This is a genomic window from Brachybacterium sp. (genome assembly GCF_052095815.1).
GTDB lineage: Bacteria > Actinomycetota > Actinomycetes > Actinomycetales > Dermabacteraceae > Brachybacterium.
The window spans coordinates 80,981-100,250 of the sequence record NZ_JBQDLF010000010.1; the positions used below are offsets into that span (position 1 = coordinate 80,981).

Genomic DNA, 19,270 nt, shown 5'->3' on the forward strand with positions numbered 1-19,270 from the left:
TGGTCCGGTGCAGATCGGTCACTCCCGAGGGGGTCCGAGCGGGGGTCGTGACCCCCACCCGGACGGTTCCTCAGGAGGCGTCGGCAGGACCGGCGTACTCGAAGCGCAGCTGTTCGGCCCGTCGGCTCAGGGCGTCCGGGTCAGGGCCTGCCGCCAAGAGTCCTCGCGAGAGTGAGACCAGGACGTGACCTGCACTTTCGCCGAATACCTCACCCATCTGGGCGGGACCGGCGCCCTGTGCCCCGAAGCCCGGTGCGAGCAGCGGGACCGAGGGTGCGACGCGATCCAGGCCGAGCCGGCGATAGCTGTCGCCGACGGTCGCGCCCACGACCAGGCCGATGCTCGACCACTCCCCCGGCGCCGCAGCTCCGAGCGCCTCGGCGTGTCGCGCGATCTCCTGCGCCACCGGCGTGTCTGCAGAGGTGAGGGCGTGCTGGACCTGGGGACCATCCGGGTTCGAGGTCAGCGCCAGCACGAAGAGGCCCTTGCCGTGCTGGGTCGCGAGCTGCGCCGCCGGGTCGAGGGACCCGGTGCCCAGGAAGGGGCTGACGGTGATCGAGTCGGCCTCGAGCGGGGCACCCGGGAGCAGGTGGGCGTCCGCATAGGCGGCCATGGTCGAGCCGATGTCTCCGCGCTTGACGTCCAGGATGCTGAGCACCCCGGCTTCTCGCGCGGCCTGCAGCAGCTCCTCGAGCACTGCGACCCCGGCGGAGCCATGGCGCTCGAAGAAGGCGGACTGGGGCTTGATCGCGGCGACCCTGCCGGTCACCGCGGTCAGCACGATCCGGGAGAACTCCCGCAGGCCCTCCGGTGTGTCCGGCAGCCCCCACGCCTCCAGCAGCGAGGCGTGGGGGTCGATGCCGGCGACCAGCCGGCCGTGCTCCGCGACGGACTGCTGCAGCCGGGAGCCGAAGCTCCTCCCCTGCAGCGTCATGCGCCGACCTGGGCGGCACGCACCGCGTTCAGCCGTGCGGTGTGGTCCTGCAGGCTCGTCACCTCGAAGGGCTCGACCGGTCGTGCCTCGATCGCCTGCACCGCGGCCTGGAACTCCTGGAGGGTGGTGATCATCGGCACGTCCATGCTGGTCGCGGCGGCGCGGATGGCGTAGCCGTCCACCCGGGCGTTGGAGCCGGAAGGTGTGTTCATCACCAGGTCCACCGTGCCGTCTTCGATGAGCTCGATGACGCTCGCCTCGTCGCCGGCCTCGGAGGCCTTGCGCAGCACCCGGCAGGGGATGCCGTAGCGGCGCAGCACCCTTCCGGTGCCCGCGGTGGTGAGGATCTCGAATCCGAGCGCCGCCAGGCGCGCCACCGGGAGTGCGAGCGACCGCTTGTCCCGGTCCGCGACAGAGACGAAGGCGGTGCCGGAGGTGGGCAGGCCCTGACCGGAGATCGCGAGCTGAGACTTCGCGAAGGCGAGGGGGAAGGTCGAGTCCAGCCCCATCACCTCACCGGTGGATCGCATCTCCGGCCCGAGCACGGAGTCCACCGCCTTGCCTTCACGGGTGCGGAAGCGCTTGAACGGGAGCACCGCCTCCTTCACCGCGATGGGAGAGTCGTCGGGCAGGTCCATGCCGTCGCCCTCGAGCGGGAGCACTCCCCCGAGGCGCAGGTCCGCGATCGAGGTGCCGGCCATCAGCAGCGCCGCGGCCTGCGCGAGCGGCACCCCGGTGGCCTTCGCGACGAAGGGCACCGTGCGGGAGGCGCGCGGGTTGGCCTCGAGCACATAGAGCACCCCGTGGGAGAGGGCGAACTGGATGTTGAGCAGTCCGCGCACGCCCACGCCCTCGGCGATCGCGAGCGTGGAGGTGCGGATGCGGTCCATGACCGCATCGCTGAGGGTGATCGGCGGGAGGGTGCAGGCCGAGTCGCCGGAGTGGATGCCGGCCTCCTCGATGTGCTCCATCACGCCGCCGATGTAGAGGTCGGTGCCGTCGTAGAGGGCGTCGACGTCGATCTCGATCGCGGTGTCCAGGAAGCTGTCGATGAGGATCGGGGCCTCGGCCCGGCCGCCGTCGGGCAGGTTGCGGGCCACGTAGTCCACGAGCCCCGCCTCGTCGAACACGATCTCCATGCCGCGCCCGCCGAGCACGTAGCTCGGGCGCACCAGCACCGGATAGCCGACCTTCGCGGCGACCTCGGTCGCATCGCTGAGCCCCCAGGCGGTCCCATAGGGCGGAGCCGGCAGATTCGCCTCGGCGAGCACCGCTCCGAAGTGACCGCGGTCCTCGGCGTTGTCGATGGCCGACGGGCTGGTGCCGATAATGGGCAGTCCCTCGGCCTCGAGGCGGCGGGCGAGCGAGAGCGGGGTCTGGCCGCCGAGCTGCACGATGACCCCGGCGACGGGGCCGGCAGCCTTCTCCGCCTCGTACACCTCGACGACGTCCTCGAAGGTGAGCGGCTCGAAGTAGAGGCGGTCGGCGATGTCGTAGTCGGTCGAGACCGTCTCGGGGTTGCAGTTGATCATGACCGTCTCGTAGCCGCCGCCGGGCAGCTCCGGGTTGCCCAGCGCCATCGCAGCGTGCACGCAGGAGTAGTCGAACTCGATGCCCTGACCGATGCGGTTGGGGCCCGAGCCGAGGATCAGCACCGCGGGACGTTCGCGCGGTTCGACCTCAGTCTCCTGGTCATAGGTGGAGTAGTGGTACGGGGTGGCGGAGGCGAACTCCGCGGCGCAGGTGTCGACCGTCTTGTAGACGGGGTTGATGCCCAGCGCCTCACGGACGCCCTTGACCACGTCACCGCTGCGCCCGGTGAGCGCACCGATCTGATCGTCCGAGAGCCCGTGGCGCTTCGCCAGGGACAGCAGCTGCGCGTCCAGCACCTCCGCGCCGCGGATCTCCGCGGCGATCTCTGCGACCAGCTGCATCTGATCGAGGAACCAGCGATCGATCGCGGTGGCCTCCACCAGCCGGTCGAGCGTCTCGGCCGGATCGAGGATCCCCTCGGCCGCGGACCACAGGATCCGAGCGATGTCGACCAGCCGCTCCGCCGTGGGGGTGCGCGAGGCCTCCAGCAGCTCGGTGACCTCCGCGGGTGACGGCGGGGTCCCCAGGTACGAGAGGGAAGCGCCCTTGACGTCGATCGAGCGCTGCGCCTTGCCGAGCGCCTCGGTGAAGTTGCGGCCCATGGCCATCGCCTCGCCGACGCTCTTCATGGTCGTGGTCAGCGTCGGATCCGCCGCCGGGAACTTCTCGAAGGCGAAGCGGGGCACCTTGACGACCACGTAGTCCAGCGCGGGTTCGAAGCTCGCCGGGGTGGTGCCGGTGATGTCGTTGCGGATCTCGTCGAGCGTGTAGCCGATCGCGACGCGGGCTGCGATCTTCGCGATCGGGAAGCCGGTGGCCTTCGAGGCCAGTGCCGAGGAGCGCGAGACGCGCGGGTTCATCTCGATGACCACCACGCGGCCGGTCTCGGGATGGGTCGCGAACTGGACGTTGCAGCCGCCGGTGTCGACCCCCACCTCGCGGATGATCGCGATGCCGAGGTCCCGCAGGATCTGCATCTCGACGTCGGTGAGGGTGAGGGCGGGGGCGACGGTCACCGAGTCGCCGGTGTGCACGCCGACCGGGTCGACGTTCTCGATCGAGCAGATCACGACGCAGTTGTCGGCGCTGTCGCGCATCAGCTCGAGCTCGAACTCCTTCCAGCCCAGGATCGACTCCTCGAGCAGCACCTCGGAGGTCGGCGAGTAGTGCAGGCCGTCCCCGCCGATGCGGCGGAGGTCCTTCTCGTCATAGGCCATGCCGGAGCCGAGCCCGCCCATGGTGAAGCTGGGGCGCACCACCATCGGGTAGCCGAGCTCCTCGGCGCCGGCCAGCAGATCCTCCACGGAGTGGCAGATCTTCGAGCGGGCGGATTCGCCACCGACTCGCTCGACGACCTCCTTGAACAGCTGGCGGTCCTCCGCCTTGTTGATCGCGTCGAGGCTCGCGCCGATCATCTCGACCCCGAACTCCTCCAGGGTCCCGTTCTCCGCGAGTGCGATGGCGGCGTTGAGCGCGGTCTGGCCACCGAGGGTGGGCAGCAGCGCGTCGGGCCGCTCCTTCTCGATGATCGTCCGGATGATCTCCGGGTCGATCGGCTCGATGTAGGTGGCGTCGGCGATCTCCGGGTCGGTCATGATCGTGGCCGGGTTGGAGTTGACGAGGATGACCCGCAGGCCCTCCTCGCGCAGCACCCGGCAGGCCTGGGTGCCGGAGTAGTCGAACTCCGCGGCCTGGCCGATCACGATCGGGCCGGAGCCGATGACCAGGACGGACGAGATATCGGTGCGACGGGGCATCAGGACTCCTTGGATGCAGAGCCGGCGCGGTGCGCGACGGCGAGCTCTGCCAGACGATCGAAGAGGGGCGAGGCGTCGTGCGGGCCGCCGGCCGCCTCGGGGTGGTACTGGACCGAGAACGCGGGCCGGTCGAGGCAGCGAAGGCCCTCGACCACCTGGTCGTTGAGGCCGACATGGGAGACCACCACGCGTCCGTAGCGGCCGCCGTCGTGGGGGGCGATGTGCTCACCCTCGATCGGGAGGTCGACGGCGAAGCCGTGGTTGTGGGCGGTGATCGCCACCTCGCCGGTCTCGCGGTCCTGCACGGGCTGGTTGATGCCGCGGTGGCCGAACTTCAGCTTGTAGGTGTCGAAGCCGAGGGCCCTGCCGAGCAGCTGGTTGCCGAAGCAGATGCCGAAGAAGGGCAGGCCGGCGTCGAGGACGCCGCGCAGCAGCTCGATCGGTGCGGTCGCCGCCGCGGGGTCCCCCGGGCCGTTGGAGAAGAACACGGCATCCGGGGCCAGCGCCACCAGGTCCTCAAGCGAGGTCGAGGCGGGCAGGAGGTGCACCCGCAGCCCGCGCAGGAGCATGCTGCGCGGGGCGGCGCTCTTGATGCCGAGGTCGAGGGCGGCGACGGTCGCGACCACCTCGCCCTCGGGCTCGAGGGTCACGGGCTGGGCGATGGTCACCTCCTCGATGAAGCTCGCGCCGGTCATCGCGGGCTGGTCACGGACCTGGGAGAGCAGCTCCTGCTCGGAGCTCGCCAGGGCGTCCCCGGAGAAGATCCCGCCGCGCAGGGAGCCATGCTCGCGCAGCCGGCGGGTGAGCATACGGGTGTCGATGTCGCTGATGCCCACGATGTCGCTGCTGATCAGCAGCTCATCCAGGGTCTGCTCGGCGCGATAGGAGGAGGCGATGCGGCTGGCGTCGCGCACGGCGTAGCCGCGCACCCACACCTTCCGTGACTCCATGTCCTGGGCGTTGGCCCCGGTGTTCCCGATATGAGGGGCGGTCTGCACGACGATCTGTCCGGCGTAGGAGGGGTCCGAGAGGGTCTCCTGGTAGCCGGTCATACCGGTGGTGAAGACGACCTCGCCGAGGCGGGAGCCTCGCGCTCCGTAGGCGGAGCCTCGCAGGATGGTGCCGTCCTCGAGGATCAGCAGCGCCTTCTCCGTGCGCAGGCGGTGGCTGGGGGCCCTGGTGGGGGCGAGGGATTCTGGGGACGCGGGGGAGGTCATGCGTTCTCCTTCCGGGAGAGCAGGAGGTCGTGGTCGGAACGTCGCGCGAGGCGGAGTCCGGTGTCGAGGAGCTGGTCGCCGAGGCGCCAGCGGATGATCAGGAGGCCGTCGCCACCGATGAACTTCCCGGCCATGCCGGGGCCCGAGGTGAGCTCGGTGACGACCGTGCCGGGGATGGTGAAGCTGCTGGTGCCCTCACGCTCCAGTCGCCAGGAGCCCTGGTCGCCGAGGGTGACCATGGCGTTGGCCCGCTGCCCGAGACCATGGGCGACGATCCGCTCGAGCGGCTGCTCGGCGAGCACGGTGTCGACGTAGACGGCAGCGACCGGACCGTGGGCCACGGCCTCCCCGAGCTGTTCGAGGGTGGCGTCCTCCGGGACGGGAAGATGCTGCTGGGACCGTCCGCGTCGGTGCCAGCCCCAGGCCATCGCGGCCAGGATCAGCACGAACAGCGCCGCGAGCAGCAGGACGGGGATGAGCTGGTCGCTCATCGTTCGACCACCTCGCCGTCGCGCACGGTCGGGCGGCCGGCGAGCACGGTGAGCCGGTTCAGGCCGGGCAGCTCGAGGCCGGCGAAGGGCGAGTTGCGGCTCAGCGAGGCGTGCTGGGCCGGGTCCGCGACGCGCACCGGCCGCGGATCCCAGACCAGGACGTGGGCCGGGGCGCCGGGCTTAAGGGCCTGTCCCTGTTCCTCGTCGCGTCCGATCTGCGCCGGCTTCTCGGACATCACCCGGGCCACATCCCGCCAGCTGAGGCGACCTTCGTCGACCATCGTCAGCTGGACCAGCGCGAGTGCCGTCTCCAGGCCGGTCATCCCCATCGCCGCCTGATCCCACTCGCGGTCCTTGGCGTCGCGCGGGTGCGGGGCGTGATCGGTGGCGACGATGTCGATCGTGCCGTCGGCCAGGCCCTCGCGCACTGCCTCTACGTCCTCGGCGGTGCGCAGCGGCGGGTTGACCTTGAACACCGCGTCGAACTGCCGCACGTTCTCGTCGGTCAGCAGCAGGTGGTGCGGGGTGACCTCGGCGGTCACCTCGATGCCGCGCTGCTTGGCCCAGCGGATGATGTCGACGCTGCCGGCGGTGGACAGGTGGCAGACATGCAGCCGAGAGCCGACGTGCTGCGCCAGCAGCACGTCGCGCGCGATGATCGATTCCTCGGCGACAGCGGGCCAACCGGCCAGCCCCAGCTCGGCGGAGACGGCTCCCTCGTGCATCTGGGCGCCCTCGGTGAGGCGGGGGTCCTGGGCGTGCTGGGCGATGACGCCGTCGAACGACTTCACGTACTCCAGGGCGCGGCGCATCAGCACGGGATCGTGCACGCATTTGCCGTCGTCGCTGAACACCCGGACCTTCGCGCGGGAGTTCGCCATCGCGTCGAGCTCTGCGAGCCGCTCGCCCGCCAGACCCACGGTCACCGCTCCGACCGGGCGCACGGAGCACCAGCCGGCGCTGTCGCCGCGCCGGGCGACCTGCTCCACGACGCCGGCGGTGTCGGCGACCGGGGTGGTGTTGGCCATGGCGTGCACGGCGGTGAAGCCGCCGCGGGCTGCGGCGCGGGTGCCGGATTCGACGGTCTCGGCCTCCTCACCGCCGGGCTCGCGCAGGTGCGTGTGGAGGTCGACCAGCCCGGGCAGCACAATGCAGCCGTCGGCGTCGATGACCTCGGTGCCCTCGGGTGCCTCGAGGTCGGCGCCGATCGCCTCGATGCTTCCGGCGACCAGGAGCACGTCCTGGACGTCCTCGCCGTACGGGCGGCCGCCCCGGATCAGGAGCGGGGCGGGCAGGCCCTTGCCTCCGGCGTCGATGGTGCTGGGGTTCTCAGTGGTCACGGGGAGCCTCCCGGGCGTCGGTGGCGAGCAGGTGGAAGAGGACGGCCATCCGGACGAAGACGCCGGAGGCGACCTGTTCGACGATGACGCTGCGCGGGGAATCCGCCACCGCCCCGGCGATCTCGAGCCCCCGGTTCATCGGTCCGGGGTGCAGCACGATGGTGTGGTCGGGCAGGGCCGCTGCCCGGGCGGTGGACAGTCCGTAGCGGCGGGAGTACTCCCCCACCGTCGGGAAGAAGCCGCCGCCGACCATGCGCTCGCTCTGCACCCGCAGCATCATCACGGCATCCGGCCCGGTCGCGAGCGCCTGGTCGAGGTCGTAGCTGATCTCGCAGGGCCAGGCGGAGGCGCCGACCGGCACCAGGGCGGGCGGGGCGACCAGCGTCACCCGCGCGCCGAGCAGGGTCAGCAGCAGCACGTTGGACCGCGCCACGCGCGAGTGGATGATGTCGCCGACGATGACCACGTGCGTCCCGGCGAGGTCCGCGGTGGGATCCCCCGGCCGCAGGTGCCTGCGCATCGTGAAGGCATCGAGCATCGCCTGGGTGGGATGCTCGTGCGCGCCGTCTCCGGCGTTGATGATCGGCTGCTCGATCCAGCCGGCGTGGGCGAGCAGGTGCGCGGCGCCGGAGGAACCGGAGCGCACCACCACCGCATCGGCGCCCATGGCCTGCAGGGTCAGCGCGGTGTCCTTCAGCGACTCGCCCTTGGAGATGCTGGATCCCTTGGCCGAGAAGTTGATGACATCCGCCGAGAGCCGCTTGGCGGCGGCCTCGAAGCTGATCCGGGTGCGGGTCGAGTCCTCGAAGAAGAGGTTCACCACGGTCGTGCCCACCAGGGTGGGCAGCTTGCGGATCGAACGGGACTGGGTCTGTGCCATGTGCTCTGCGGTGGCGAGCACTGCGAGCGCCTCATCCCGGGAGAGATCGGCGATGGAGATGAAGTGCTTCATGCCTGCACCTCCTCGGACCGGGCGCCGACCGGGCGCACGATGTCGACGGCATCGACCCCGTCGGTCTCGGCGAGCTGGACGTGCACCCGTTCGTTGCGCGCGGTGGGGAGGTTCTTGCCGACGTGATCCGCACGGATCGGCAGCTCCCGATGACCGCGGTCGACCAGCACCGCGAGTCGTACCGCGGCGGGCCGCCCGATCGCCCCGAGGGCGTCGAGGGCCGCGCGGATCGTGCGCCCGGAGTACAGGACGTCATCGACCAGGACCACGATGCGCCCGTCGATGCCGGAGCGCGGGATCCGGGTCGGGCTCGGAGCACGCGTGGGATTGTTCCGCAGGTCGTCGCGGTACATGGTGATGTCCAGCGCGCCGTACAGCTCGGTGAGGTCCTCGCCGTCGGGGCGGCCCTCTGCGCGCGCTATCTGCTCCGCGAGGCGCCGGGCCAGCGGCACTCCCCGATGGGGAATGCCGAGCAGGACCAGGTCATCGGCGCCGTGACCGCTCTCGAGGATCTCGTGGGCGATGCGCGTGAGCGCCCGCCGGATCTCTTCGGGGCCGAGCACGCGCGAGCTGTCCGCGGCGGGCACCGGATCGTTCGTCGCAGGCCGGCGGCCCGCGTGGGGATCGTCATTCATCGTTCGTCTCCCTTCGACGCCTCTCAGGACGTGTCGTTAAAGGGTCTGTCGCTCATGGGAGCGGTGCCGAGTCTAGAGGGCGGGCAGCGGGCGAAGCCCGGGTGACCGCCCCTCGGACTGACGGCGGGGATGGCGGCGGCGACCCGGGCGGGTCGCGCCGCCGTCAGCTCAGGAGAGCAGGCCGCGCACTTCGACCAGCCGCTGGAGGAGCCCGTTGACGAATCGCGGTGAGTCGTCGGTGGAGAGCACCTCGGCGATCTTCGTGTACTCGCCGATGATCGCTCCCCGGCCGGACTCGTCCTCGCCGTAGAGCAGCTCCGCACTGCCCAGACGCAGGATCGCGCGGTCCACCGCGGGCATCCGGTGCAGGGGCCAGTCCCGGGAGTGGGTGGCGAGGTCCTCGTCGATGTCCACCGCATTCGGGGCATAGAGCTCGACGAGCTCACGGGAGCGCTGCGGCAGCGGGGTCTGCGCCGCCGTACGGCGCAGCCGCTCCTCCAGCACACCGAGCACCTCGCGCTGCTTGGCATCGGCCTCGAAGAGCACGTCGATCGCCCGGATCCGGTCACGCGAACGGCTGTGGAGCCGGTCGGACGGAGCGGGGATCGTGCGCTCGAAGGTGACCTCCGCGCCTTCCCGGGTGGGGTGGGGCAGCCCGGGGACCCGGCGCATCGCCGGGACCCCGGAGTCCTCCTGTGGGGAGTCTGAGGTCACTTGACGCGCTCGAGGTAGTCGCCGCTGCGGGTGTCGACCTTGACCTTGTCGCCCTCGTTGAGGAACAGCGGGACCTGGATCTCGCGTCCGGTCACGAGCGTGGCGGGCTTGGTGCCACCGCTGGAGCGGTCGCCCTGCAGGCCGGGCTCGGTGAACTTGATCTCGAGGACCACGGAGGCCGGCAGCTCGACGAACAGCGCCGCACCCTCGTGGAAGGCGATCACCACGTCCTGCTCCTCGATCAGGAAGTCCTTGGCCTCGCCGACGGTCTCCGCGGTGAGGCTGGTCTGCTCCCAGCTGCTGGTGTCCATGAACACGAACATGTCGCCGTCGAGGTAGGAGAACTGCATGTCGCGGCGATCGACCGTGGCGGTCTCGACCTTGAGGCCTGCGTTGAAGGTCTTGTCCACGCCCTTGCCGGACATGACGTTCTTCAGCTTGGTGCGCACGAAGGCCGGGCCCTTGCCGGGCTTGACGTGCTGGAACTCGACCACGCTCCACAGCTGCTGGTCCAGCACCAGGACCATCCCGTTCTTCAGATCGTTCGTCGTCGCCATGAGTCTCCTCGGTAGTCGTCTGGGCGTGCCCAGGATAGCGCGCAGGCACGGCTGCGCCGGGGTCGGAAGGGCACTCAGCGAGCCGACGTGAGGTCGATCATGCTCAGCAGCCTCACGGCCAGCGGATGCGCGGCGCTCTCCTCGCGCCAACCGCTGGTCTTCACGGCCCGCGAGACCGTCTGCTGGGTGACCCCGAGGCGCTGGGCCAGCTGCGCCTGGGTGGCGCCGGGATCCTCGCGCAGCTCGCCGACGGTCTCCCGCTGGCGGCGATTGCGGGTGCGGATCATCCAGACCACCAGGCGCAGCACGGCCTCGGCGTCCGCGGCGGTGTCGCGGTGACGGTCATCAGCCGCGCGCACAGCCACGGGGACCTGCGAGGTCGTGACTGCCGCCTGCAGCGCCGCAGTCGCGGCCACGACTGCGGGTCCGGAGATCTCGCGCACGGAGCCGGGCAGCGGGCGGGTCACGGCGCCGATGCCCAGGCCTGCCGCGAGCGGGCCGATCTCCGCCGCGCGCAGGAGCACCTCGAGCGCGACCTCGGCCCGCCCGGCGAGGACCAGGGCGTCGGGGCCCATGGTGCGCTCGGGCGGCAGCGACACGTCGAGCCCGTCCAGGGCGGCGAGCAGGGCGGGGATCGGATCACCCTCGTCGCGGCCGTGGCCGCGACGGCCGGAGAGGGACAGGACGAACACGGCGACTCCTCGAGGACTGACGTCAGGAACGATGGATATCAGGTGTTCGTGACGATACAGCGATTTATCGCTGACTCACGGCATGCGGGTGCCGTCCCTCGTGTCGCTTTCCGTGCCGTGCCCTGCTCAGGCCAGCTCGATGAGCTCCTGGTACTCCGCGTTCCACAGGTCCTCGACCGCGTCGGGCATCATCAGCACCCGCTCGGGGTTCAGTGCCGCTACGGCGCCGGGATCGTGCGAGACCAGCACCACGGCGCCCTCGAAGGCCGCGAGCGCTCCGAGGATCTCCTCACGGCTGGCGGGGTCGAGGTTGTTCGTCGGCTCGTCCAGCAGCAGCACGTTCGCGCTGGAGACCACGAGGGTCGCGAGCGCGAGACGGGTCTTCTCGCCGCCGGAGAGCACCCGGGTCGGCTTGTGGACATCCTCCCCGGTGAAGAGGAAGGAGCCGAGGATCTTGCGGGCCTCGACCTCGGGCAGCTCATAGGCGGCAGTCATCATGTTCTGGAGCACCGTGCGGTCCAGATCGAGGGTCTCGTGCTCCTGTGCGTAGTAGCCGATCCGCAGGCCATGGCCGGGGAGCAGCCCGCCGGTGTCCGGCTCATCGACTCCGGCGAGGATCCGCAGCAGAGTGGTCTTGCCGGCGCCGTTGAGCCCGATGATGACGACCTTCGAGCCGCGATCGATCGCGAGATCCACGCTGGTGAAGATCTCGAGGCTGCCGTAGGACTTCGAGAGGTCCTCCGCCATCAGCGGTGTCTTGCCGCAGGGGGCGGGCTTGGGGAAGCGCAGCGAGGCGACGCGGTCCTGCTGGCGCTCCCCCTCGAGCCCGTCGAGCATCCGCTCGGCGCGCTTGAGCATGTTCTGCGCGGCGACCGCCTTGGTGGCCTTCGCACGCATCTTCTCGGCCTGGGCGGTGAGCTGGGTGGCCTTCTTCTCGGCGTTCGTCCACTCGCGCTTGCGACGCTTCTCGTCATCCTCGCGCTGGCGCTGGTACAGCTTCCAGCCCATGTTGTACATGTCGATCGAGGCGCGATTGGCATCGAGGTAGAAGACCTTGTTCACGACGTGCTCGACCAGCTCCACGTCGTGGCTGATGATGATCAGCCCGCCGCGGTAGCCCATCAGGTACTCCCGCAGCCAGACGATCGAGTCGTGATCGAGGTGGTTGGTCGGCTCGTCCAGGATCATGGTGGTGGCCTGGGAGAACAGGATCCGGGCGAGCTCTACGCGGCGCCGCTGGCCACCCGAGAGGGTGCCCAGCTCCTGCTCGAGCAGCCGGTTGGGCAGCCCCAGGTTCGCGGACATCCGCTTGGCCTCGGCCTCGGCCGCGTAGCCGCCCGCCGCATCGAGCTCGGCCTCGATCCGCGGGTAGCGGTTCATGGCCTTCTCGCGGCGAGCCTCGGTGAGGCTCATGTCCCCCATCTCCTCCTCGGCGCGGCGGAGCTTCTTGAAGATCCCGTCGAGCCCGCGGGCGGAGAGGATGCGGGACAGCACCGGTTCGGTGTCCTCCCCGCTGTGGGTGTCCTGAGGCAGGTAGCCGAGCTCGCCGGTGACCTCGACACTGCCCTCGGACGGGTCCAGCGTTCCCGAGAGCACCTTGGTCAGAGTCGTCTTGCCGGCGCCGTTGCGGCCCACCAGCCCCACCCTGTCGCCAGCGGTGATCTGGAAGGAGACGTCGCTCATGAGCAGCCGGGCGCCGACGCGGATGGCGAGGTCGTGCACGGTGATCACTGGATGATGCTCCTGTTCGAGGGTGCGGCGGCTCGGTGCGCAGCGGACGGACGCTCCTGCGCGGAGCGACGGACGGGCCCGCGCGAAGCCTGGACCACTCTAGGGCCGCCGCCTCTCCCAGAGCACGAGAATTGCGCCGACGGTGCCGCGTTCCACAGCTCAGCTCCCCCAGGCGCCGAGTTGGTGAGATGCTGGCCCGAGCGGTCACGATCGAGACCGAAGAACGCAGCAGAGAGGCGCGCCATGCGGATCGGGGTACCCCGGGAGATCAAGAACAATGAGAATCGTGTGGGTCTGGGCGCTGCCGGCGTCCATGAGCTCGTGGACCGTGGCCACGAAGTCGTGGTCGAGACGGGCGCCGGCATCGGTTCGCGAGTGACCGACGAGGACTATCGTGCCGCCGGAGCCACGATCCTCGACTCGGCCGCGGAGGTCTGGGCGCAGGCCGAGATGATCATCAAGGTGAAGGAGCCGCTCCCCGAGGAGCACGACTACCTGAGGAAGGGGCAGATCCTCTTCACCTACCTCCACCTCGCCGCGGATCAGAAGCTCACCGAGGCGCTCCTGTCCTCGGGGGCCACGGCGATCGCGTACGAGACGGTGCAGCTCCCCGACCGCTCACTGCCGCTGCTCGCGCCGATGAGCGCGATCGCGGGTCGTCTCGCCACGCAGGTCGGCGCCTACCACCTGATGGCGCCGCTCGGCGGCGCCGGGGTGCTGATGGGCGGAGTCCCCGGGACGAGCGAGGCGAACGTGCTGGTCATCGGCGGCGGTGTGGTCGGTGAGCAGGCCGCGATGATGGCCAACGGCCTGCATGCGAATGTCACCGTGATGGATCTGAACGTCTCCCGCCTCGGGCAGATCGCGACCATGCACCATGGCGACATCCGCACCCGCTATTCGACGGCCCTGGACCTGACCGAGGAGATCAGGCGGGCGGACGTCGTGGTCGGCTCGGTGCTGATCCCGGGCAAGCGTGCGCCCAAGCTGGTGACCGATGAGATGGTCTCCACGATGAAGCCGGGCTCGGTGCTCGTGGATGTCGCGATCGACCAGGGCGGGTGCTTCGAGCACTCCCGTCCCACCACGCACGACGATCCCACCTTCCGCGTCCACGACACCGTCTACTACTGCGTGGCGAACATGCCGGGCTCGGTGCCGGTGACCGCCACCGCGGCGCTGAACAATGCCACGCTGCCGTACATCCTGAAGATCGCCGGGGCCGGCTGGCGCGACGCGATGCGCTCCGACGATGCGCTCGCCAAGGGCCTGCACACCCACGAGGGCATGCTCGCCCATGCGGGCACCGGCGAGGCCCACGGTCTCGAGGTCACCTCAGCGGAGCAGATCATCGCCTGAGACTGGCCGGGGTTCAACGAGAAATGTCCCCGGACGACGGATGCGAATCATCGCATCGGTCCTCCGGGGACATTTCTGCTGCCGGCCGAGCGCACAGCCGAGTACACGGCGGCGCGGGACGGCGCTGGCGTGCTGAGCCTCAGCTCAGAGGTTGAAGCCGATCGCGCGCAGCTGCTCGCGGCCGTCCTCGGTGATCTTCTCCATGCCCCACGGCGGCATCCACACCCAGTTGATGCGGTGCGTCTCGGTGATGGGGTCCAGCGCCGCGAAGGTCTGCTCCTCGAGCACGTCCGTCAGCGGGCAGGCGGCGGAGGTCAGGGTCATGTCCACGACGGCATTGCCGTCCTCGACGGTGACGCCGTAGACGAGGCCGAGATCGACGACGTTGATCCCGAGCTCGGGATCGATCACGTCCTTCATCGCCTCGATGACGTCGGCGGAGCTCACCGTCGCGTCAGGGGTCTTCTGTTCGGTCATCGCATCCTCCCGAGGGGATAGGGAGCGCAGGTGCTGCTCCCGAAAGGGGTGGGGCCGGTCCGGCCCGGGACTTCCTCCCGAGCCGGACCGACGAATGGCGTCAGGCGCCGACGAGGAAGCGGTCGTAGCCCTCGGCCTCGAGGCGCTCGGCCAGCTCCGGGCCGCCCTGCTCGGCGATCCGGCCGTTCACGAAGACGTGGACGAAGTCCGGCTTCACGTACTGCAGGATGCGGGTGTAGTGGGTGATCAGCATGATGCCCACCTCGGAGTTCTCCTTGACGCGGTTGACGCCCTCGGAGACCACACGCAGCGCGTCGACGTCGAGACCGGAGTCGGTCTCGTCGAGGATCGCGATGCTGGGCTTGAGCAGCTGCATCTGGAGGATCTCGTGGCGCTTCTTCTCGCCGCCGGAGAACCCTTCGTTGACGTTGCGCTCGGCGAAGACGGGATCCATCTTCAGATCCGCCATCGCGCCCTTCATGTCCTTGACCCAGGTGCGCAGCGCGGGGGCCTCGCCATCGATCGCGGTCTTGGCCGTGCGCAGGAAGTTCGAGACGGTGACGCCGGGGACCTCGACCGGGTACTGCATCGCGAGGAAGAGACCCGCACGGGCGCGCTCGTCGACGCTCATCTCGAGCACGTTCTCACCGTCGAGGAGGACCTCGCCCTCGGTGATCTGGTACTTGGGGTGACCGGCGACGGCATACGCGAGGGTCGACTTGCCGGAGCCGTTGGGGCCCATGATGGCATGGGTCTCGCCGGCCTTGATGGTGAGGTCGACGCCCTTGAGGATCTCCTTGGTGCCCTCAGGAGTATCGACGGTGGCGTGGAGGTTCTTGATCTCGAGGATCGACATAGGTGGTTCTCCTTGACCAGGGATGCTGGTGGGTTCGTGAAGTCGGAAGGGCGCCGTGGAGAGGCGCCCGGAGTGATCAGGTGCCGGGGGCGACGGTCGGATCCACCAGGATCTCGCCGCTGCTCTCGTCGATCCGCACGGGAAAGACCCGCACGGGAAGGACCGCAGGAAGCTGCAGGGGACGACCTGTGACCAGGTCGAACTGGCTGCCGTGCTTCCAGCATTCGATGGTGCAGCCCTCGACGTCGCCATCGCTCAGCGCGATCTCGTCGTGCGAGCAGATGTCCTCGAGGGCGTGGACGCCCCCGTCCTCGGCGCGCACCAGGGCGATCTCGATGCCGTCGACGACGACATCGATCGCCTCGCCGGGGGCGAGGTCTGCCAGGGCGGCGACGGGGACGAAGGCGTCCGACATCAGTTCATGCTCCGTGCGAGTTCGCCCTCGATCGAGGCCGAGAGCCGCTCACGGATCTCGGGGACGTCGATCTGCTGGATGATCTCGGCGAAGAAGCCGCGCACCACGAGCCGACGCGCCTCGATCTCGTCGATTCCGCGAGAACGCAGGTAGAACAGCTGCTCGTCGTCGAAACGACCCGTCGCAGCGGCGTGGCCCGCGCCTTCGATCTCACCGGTCTCGATCTCGAGGTTCGGCACCGAGTCGGCGCGTGCCCCCTCGGTGAGCAGCAGATTGCGGTTGAGCTCGTAGGTGTTGGTGCCCTCGGCCTCCTTGCGGATCAGCACATCACCGACCCACACCGAGCGGGCGTTCTTGCCCTGCAGCGCGCCCTTGTAGGCCACGTTGGAGGTGCAGCGCGGGGCGCTGTGGTCGATGAACAGGCGGTTCTCGAAGAACTGCCCCTCATCGGAGAAGTACAGGCCGAGCTTCTCGATCTCGCCACCGGTTGCCGCATACTCGCCGATCGCGTTGAAGCGCACCGCGCTGCCACCCAGGGTGACGGCGACATGCTTGAGCTTCGCGTCACGACCCACGCGGGCGTGATGGGTCGCGATGTGCACCGCGTCGTCATCCCAGTCGTGCAGGGTGATGACGGTCATCTGCGCGTTGTCGCCGACGATCATCTCGACGTTCTGCGCATACTGCGCGGAACCGGCGTGGTTGAGCACGAAGGTCGCCGAGCTCGACTCCTTCGCCTCGAGCACGATGTGCGCGTTGGCGCGACGCTCGGCGCCCCGGCCGGTCATGTCCACGCGGAACGGCGTGTCATAGGTGGCGTTCTTCGCGGCGACCAGGTGCAGTGCCTGCTCGGTGCGTGCCGACGCGACCGCGGAGGCCAGGTCCTCGGGCACCAGGACGGTGCCGCGGGGAGCCTCGCCGGGCGCCAGAGTGGAGATCTCGGGAGCCCCTTCGGGCACCATGACCTGGTAATCGACCGCAGGATCGCCCTCGCGGTCGTCGGTCGCGACGTCCTGGAACAGGGGCGCGAAACGGCGCAGCGGGGTGAAGCGCCACTCCTCGATGTCGCTCTTGGGGACCTCGTGGTCGGAGACCTCGAAGGAACGCTTTCGCGCGCCTCGGTTCGACGCGGCATGGGCGGCGGAGACGTCCTGTCCCGGCAGGGTCAGATTCTCCTCCTCCAGCTCCGGCGCCGCGGTGGTCTCGACATCGTCGAGGGCGGACTGGGCGACGACGGGGGCGGCTCCTGCGGCGTGGCCCACGGCCTCGTTCGCGGCCGGATCCCCAGCGTTCTCGGCACCCTTCACATCAGTGGTCGTCATCAACCGACTGCTCCTTCCATCTGCAGCTCGATCAGGCGGTTCAGCTCCAGTGCGTACTCCATCGGGAGCTCGCGGGCGATGGGCTCGATGAACCCACGCACGATCATGGCCATCGCCTCGGTCTCGTCCATGCCGCGACTCATCAGGTAGAAGAGCTGCTCCTCGGAGACCTTGGAGACGGTGGCCTCGTGGCCCATCTGGACATCGTCGACACGGACGTCGACGTAGGGGTAGGTGTCGGTGCGGGAGATGGTGTCCACCAGCAGCGCATCGCACAGCACGGTCGAGGCGGAGTGCTCCGCGCCCGGCATGACCTGCACGAGACCTCGGTAAGAACTGCGTCCACCACCGCGGGAGACCGACTTCGAGACGATCGAGCTCGATGTGTGAGGCGCCATGTGCACCATCTTCGAACCGGTGTCCTGGTTCTGGCCCTCGCCCGCGAAGGCGACCGAGAGGGTCTCGCCGCGGGCGTGCTCGCCCATCAGCCAGACGGCCGGGTACTTCATGGTGACCTTGGAGCCGATGTTGCCGTCGACCCACTCCATCACGCCGCCCTGTTCGACGATCGTGCGCTTGGTGACCAGGTTGTACACGTTGTTCGACCAGTTCTGGATCGTCGTGTAGCGGACGCGTGCGTCCTTCTTCACGATGATCTCCACGACGGCGCTGTGCAGCGAGTCCGACTTGTAGATCGGCGCGGTGCAGCCCTCGACGTAGTGCACGTAAGAGCCCTCGTCGGCGATGATCAGCGTGCGCTCGAACTGGCCCATGTTCTCGGTGTTGATCCGGAAGTAGGCCTGCAGCGGGATCTCCACATGGACGCCCTTGGGGACGTACACGAAGGAGCCGCCGGACCACACCGCGGTGTTCAGTGCGGAGAACTTGTTGTCACCCGAGGGGATGACGGTGCCGAAGTACTCCTTGAAGAGCTCCGGGTGCTCCTTGAGCGCGGTGTCGGTGTCCAGGAAGATGACGCCCTGCTCCTCCAGATCCTCGCGGATCTGGTGGTAGACGACCTCGGACTCGTACTGCGCGGCGACGCCGGAGACCAGACGCTGCTTCTCGGCCTCGGGGATGCCGAGGCGGTCGTAGGTCTCCTTGATGTCCGCAGGCAGATCCTCCCAGGAGGTGACCTGCTTCTCGGTGGAGCGGACGAAGTACTTGATGTGGTCGAAGGCGATGCCCGAGAGGTCGGGACCCCAGGTGGGCAGCGGCTTCTTGTAGAACAGCTTGAGTGCCTTCAGACGGCGCTCGAGCATCCACTCCGGTTCGTCCTTGCGGGCCGAGATGTCGCGCACGACGTCCTCGGACAGACCGCGGCGCGCGCTGGCACCGGCGGAGTCCTCGTCATGCCATCCATAGGCGTACTGGCCCATGGAGTCGATGATCTCGTCCTGTGTGAGCTTTTCTGGTGCGCTCGTCATGGTGTCCTTCCCTCGGTGAGCGGAATATGAGTCGTGCAGACGTGAGCCCCCTGCGCCAGCGTGGCAAGACGCTGGACAGGCGCTCCGATGATTCGGGAGATGACGCGGGATTCAGCTTCGCACAGCTCGGGGTGATCTGCGGCGACGTCGAGGACCGGGCAGTGCCCGTGGCACAGCTGGGCCGTGACGAGGGTACGCGGAGCGGCTCCCGCCTGGGGGCCCCTGCCGGGCAGCGGCACATGGAGTGGGCGCACCGAAGTGGCGTACCCTCGCTCCGTGAGCAGTTCGGAGAGCAGCTCGAGCTTGCGGGTGACGGTGATGTCCTCCCCCGCCTCCTCACGCTGTGCGACGCGCTCGGCCAGCACGCTCTCCCAGTCGGCGATGCGGCGTTCCGCCAGGGCGGTCACCGCCTCGCTTCCGCCCAGTCGGGCGAGCTCGTCCATCGCCATCACGGCGAGTTCGTCATACCCACCGGGCAGATCCTCGTGGGCCGAGGGCGAGAGCACGAACGACTTGCTGGGCCGCCCGCGGCCGCGCGGGGCGATGGGGAGGTCGTGCTCGGCGATGACCCCCTCCGCCTCGAGCGCCGCCAGATGGCGGCGCACCGCAGCACTGGTGAGGCCGAACTGCTCGGCCAGCCGACGTGCGGTGATCGGGCCGTGGGTCGAGATCGCATCCACGAGGCGGTCGCGCGTGGTCTGCGTGACGGCCGTCTCGATGCCTGGTGCTGTGCCTGATGCGGTCATTGCTGCCTCCTCCCGTCCATCGCCTTTCGATTTTACAACATAAGTGTTGCCAAAT

18 protein-coding genes are annotated in these 19,270 nt (G+C 69.3%); 1 reads left to right on the top strand and 17 read right to left on the bottom strand.

Translation table 11 applies throughout. The features are described 5' to 3' along the window. Nucleotides 1–70 precede the first annotated feature (70 nt). The 11 genes from pyrF to ACTH43_RS06430 all read right to left on the bottom strand — a co-directional run bounded on the left by pyrF (nucleotide 71) and on the right by ACTH43_RS06430 (nucleotide 12,613). Nucleotides 71–934, bottom strand: a complete 864-nt coding sequence (pyrF, locus tag ACTH43_RS06380; RefSeq protein ID WP_441444084.1) for an orotidine-5'-phosphate decarboxylase — start codon at nucleotides 932–934, stop codon at nucleotides 71–73. After that, nucleotides 931–4,284, bottom strand: a complete 3,354-nt coding sequence (gene carB, locus ACTH43_RS06385) for a carbamoyl-phosphate synthase large subunit (RefSeq protein ID WP_441444085.1) — start codon at nucleotides 4,282–4,284, stop codon at nucleotides 931–933. Before carB ends, pyrF begins: the two co-directional genes overlap by 4 nt. Then, complete coding sequence (gene carA, locus ACTH43_RS06390) at nucleotides 4,284–5,501, bottom strand: glutamine-hydrolyzing carbamoyl-phosphate synthase small subunit (RefSeq protein WP_441444086.1); 1,218 nt, start codon at nucleotides 5,499–5,501, stop codon at nucleotides 4,284–4,286. Before carA ends, carB begins: the two co-directional genes overlap by 1 nt. Then, nucleotides 5,498–5,992, bottom strand: coding sequence for a PH-like domain-containing protein (locus tag ACTH43_RS06395; protein ID WP_441444087.1), 495 nt, complete (start codon nucleotides 5,990–5,992; stop codon nucleotides 5,498–5,500). Before ACTH43_RS06395 ends, carA begins: the two co-directional genes overlap by 4 nt. Beyond that, complete coding sequence (locus ACTH43_RS06400; RefSeq protein WP_441444088.1) at nucleotides 5,989–7,332, bottom strand: dihydroorotase; 1,344 nt, start codon at nucleotides 7,330–7,332, stop codon at nucleotides 5,989–5,991. The genes ACTH43_RS06395 and ACTH43_RS06400 overlap by 4 nt, the downstream gene beginning before the upstream one ends. Further along, nucleotides 7,322–8,284, bottom strand: coding sequence for an aspartate carbamoyltransferase catalytic subunit (locus tag ACTH43_RS06405; protein ID WP_441444089.1), 963 nt, complete (start codon nucleotides 8,282–8,284; stop codon nucleotides 7,322–7,324). Before ACTH43_RS06405 ends, ACTH43_RS06400 begins: the two co-directional genes overlap by 11 nt. Further along, complete coding sequence (gene pyrR / locus ACTH43_RS06410) at nucleotides 8,281–8,919, bottom strand: bifunctional pyr operon transcriptional regulator/uracil phosphoribosyltransferase PyrR (protein ID WP_441444090.1); 639 nt, start codon at nucleotides 8,917–8,919, stop codon at nucleotides 8,281–8,283. The genes ACTH43_RS06405 and pyrR overlap by 4 nt, the downstream gene beginning before the upstream one ends. Before the next feature lie 168 nt (nucleotides 8,920–9,087). Further along, nucleotides 9,088–9,633 carry a transcription antitermination factor NusB gene (nusB, locus tag ACTH43_RS06415; protein WP_441444091.1) on the bottom strand — a complete coding sequence of 182 codons (546 nt, stop codon included), beginning with the start codon at nucleotides 9,631–9,633 and terminating at the stop codon, nucleotides 9,088–9,090. Next, the gene (gene efp / locus ACTH43_RS06420) at nucleotides 9,630–10,190 is read right to left on the bottom strand and encodes an elongation factor P (RefSeq protein ID WP_441444092.1); all 561 of its coding nucleotides are present in this window, start codon (nucleotides 10,188–10,190) and stop codon (nucleotides 9,630–9,632) included. Before efp ends, nusB begins: the two co-directional genes overlap by 4 nt. Before the next feature lie 74 nt (nucleotides 10,191–10,264). Continuing rightward, nucleotides 10,265–10,882, bottom strand: a complete 618-nt coding sequence (locus tag ACTH43_RS06425; RefSeq protein WP_441444093.1) for a winged helix-turn-helix domain-containing protein — start codon at nucleotides 10,880–10,882, stop codon at nucleotides 10,265–10,267. 126 nt (nucleotides 10,883–11,008) lie between these two features. Then, nucleotides 11,009–12,613: an ABC-F family ATP-binding cassette domain-containing protein gene (locus tag ACTH43_RS06430; protein ID WP_441444094.1), complete on the bottom strand. Its 1,605-nt coding sequence runs from the start codon at nucleotides 12,611–12,613 to the stop codon at nucleotides 11,009–11,011. A gap of 243 nt (nucleotides 12,614–12,856) precedes the next feature. On the opposite strand from ACTH43_RS06430, the gene ald reads away from it, so the two are divergent. Then, the gene (gene ald, locus ACTH43_RS06435) at nucleotides 12,857–13,972 is read left to right on the top strand and encodes an alanine dehydrogenase (RefSeq protein ID WP_441444095.1); all 1,116 of its coding nucleotides are present in this window, start codon (nucleotides 12,857–12,859) and stop codon (nucleotides 13,970–13,972) included. 144 nt (nucleotides 13,973–14,116) lie between these two features. On the opposite strand, the gene ACTH43_RS06440 is transcribed toward ald, so the two are convergent. The 6 genes from ACTH43_RS06440 to ACTH43_RS06465 all read right to left on the bottom strand — a co-directional run bounded on the left by ACTH43_RS06440 (nucleotide 14,117) and on the right by ACTH43_RS06465 (nucleotide 19,215). Continuing rightward, nucleotides 14,117–14,449 (bottom strand): metal-sulfur cluster assembly factor, encoded by a 333-nt coding sequence (locus tag ACTH43_RS06440; protein WP_441444096.1) that lies wholly within the window; start codon nucleotides 14,447–14,449, stop codon nucleotides 14,117–14,119. 100 nt (nucleotides 14,450–14,549) lie between these two features. Next, nucleotides 14,550–15,305, bottom strand: a complete 756-nt coding sequence (gene sufC / locus ACTH43_RS06445) for a Fe-S cluster assembly ATPase SufC (protein ID WP_441444097.1) — start codon at nucleotides 15,303–15,305, stop codon at nucleotides 14,550–14,552. Nucleotides 15,306–15,381: 76 nt separating this feature from the next. After that, the gene (locus tag ACTH43_RS06450) at nucleotides 15,382–15,720 is read right to left on the bottom strand and encodes a non-heme iron oxygenase ferredoxin subunit (protein ID WP_441444098.1); all 339 of its coding nucleotides are present in this window, start codon (nucleotides 15,718–15,720) and stop codon (nucleotides 15,382–15,384) included. Then, on the bottom strand, nucleotides 15,720–17,042 hold the full coding sequence (gene sufD / locus ACTH43_RS06455) for a Fe-S cluster assembly protein SufD (RefSeq protein WP_441444099.1): 1,323 nt from the start codon (nucleotides 17,040–17,042) through the stop codon (nucleotides 15,720–15,722). Before sufD ends, ACTH43_RS06450 begins: the two co-directional genes overlap by 1 nt. After that, complete coding sequence (sufB, locus tag ACTH43_RS06460) at nucleotides 17,042–18,469, bottom strand: Fe-S cluster assembly protein SufB (protein WP_441444100.1); 1,428 nt, start codon at nucleotides 18,467–18,469, stop codon at nucleotides 17,042–17,044. The genes sufD and sufB overlap by 1 nt, the downstream gene beginning before the upstream one ends. Then, nucleotides 18,466–19,215 (bottom strand): helix-turn-helix transcriptional regulator, encoded by a 750-nt coding sequence (locus ACTH43_RS06465; RefSeq protein ID WP_441444101.1) that lies wholly within the window; start codon nucleotides 19,213–19,215, stop codon nucleotides 18,466–18,468. Before ACTH43_RS06465 ends, sufB begins: the two co-directional genes overlap by 4 nt. Nucleotides 19,216–19,270: the final 55 nt, after the last annotated feature.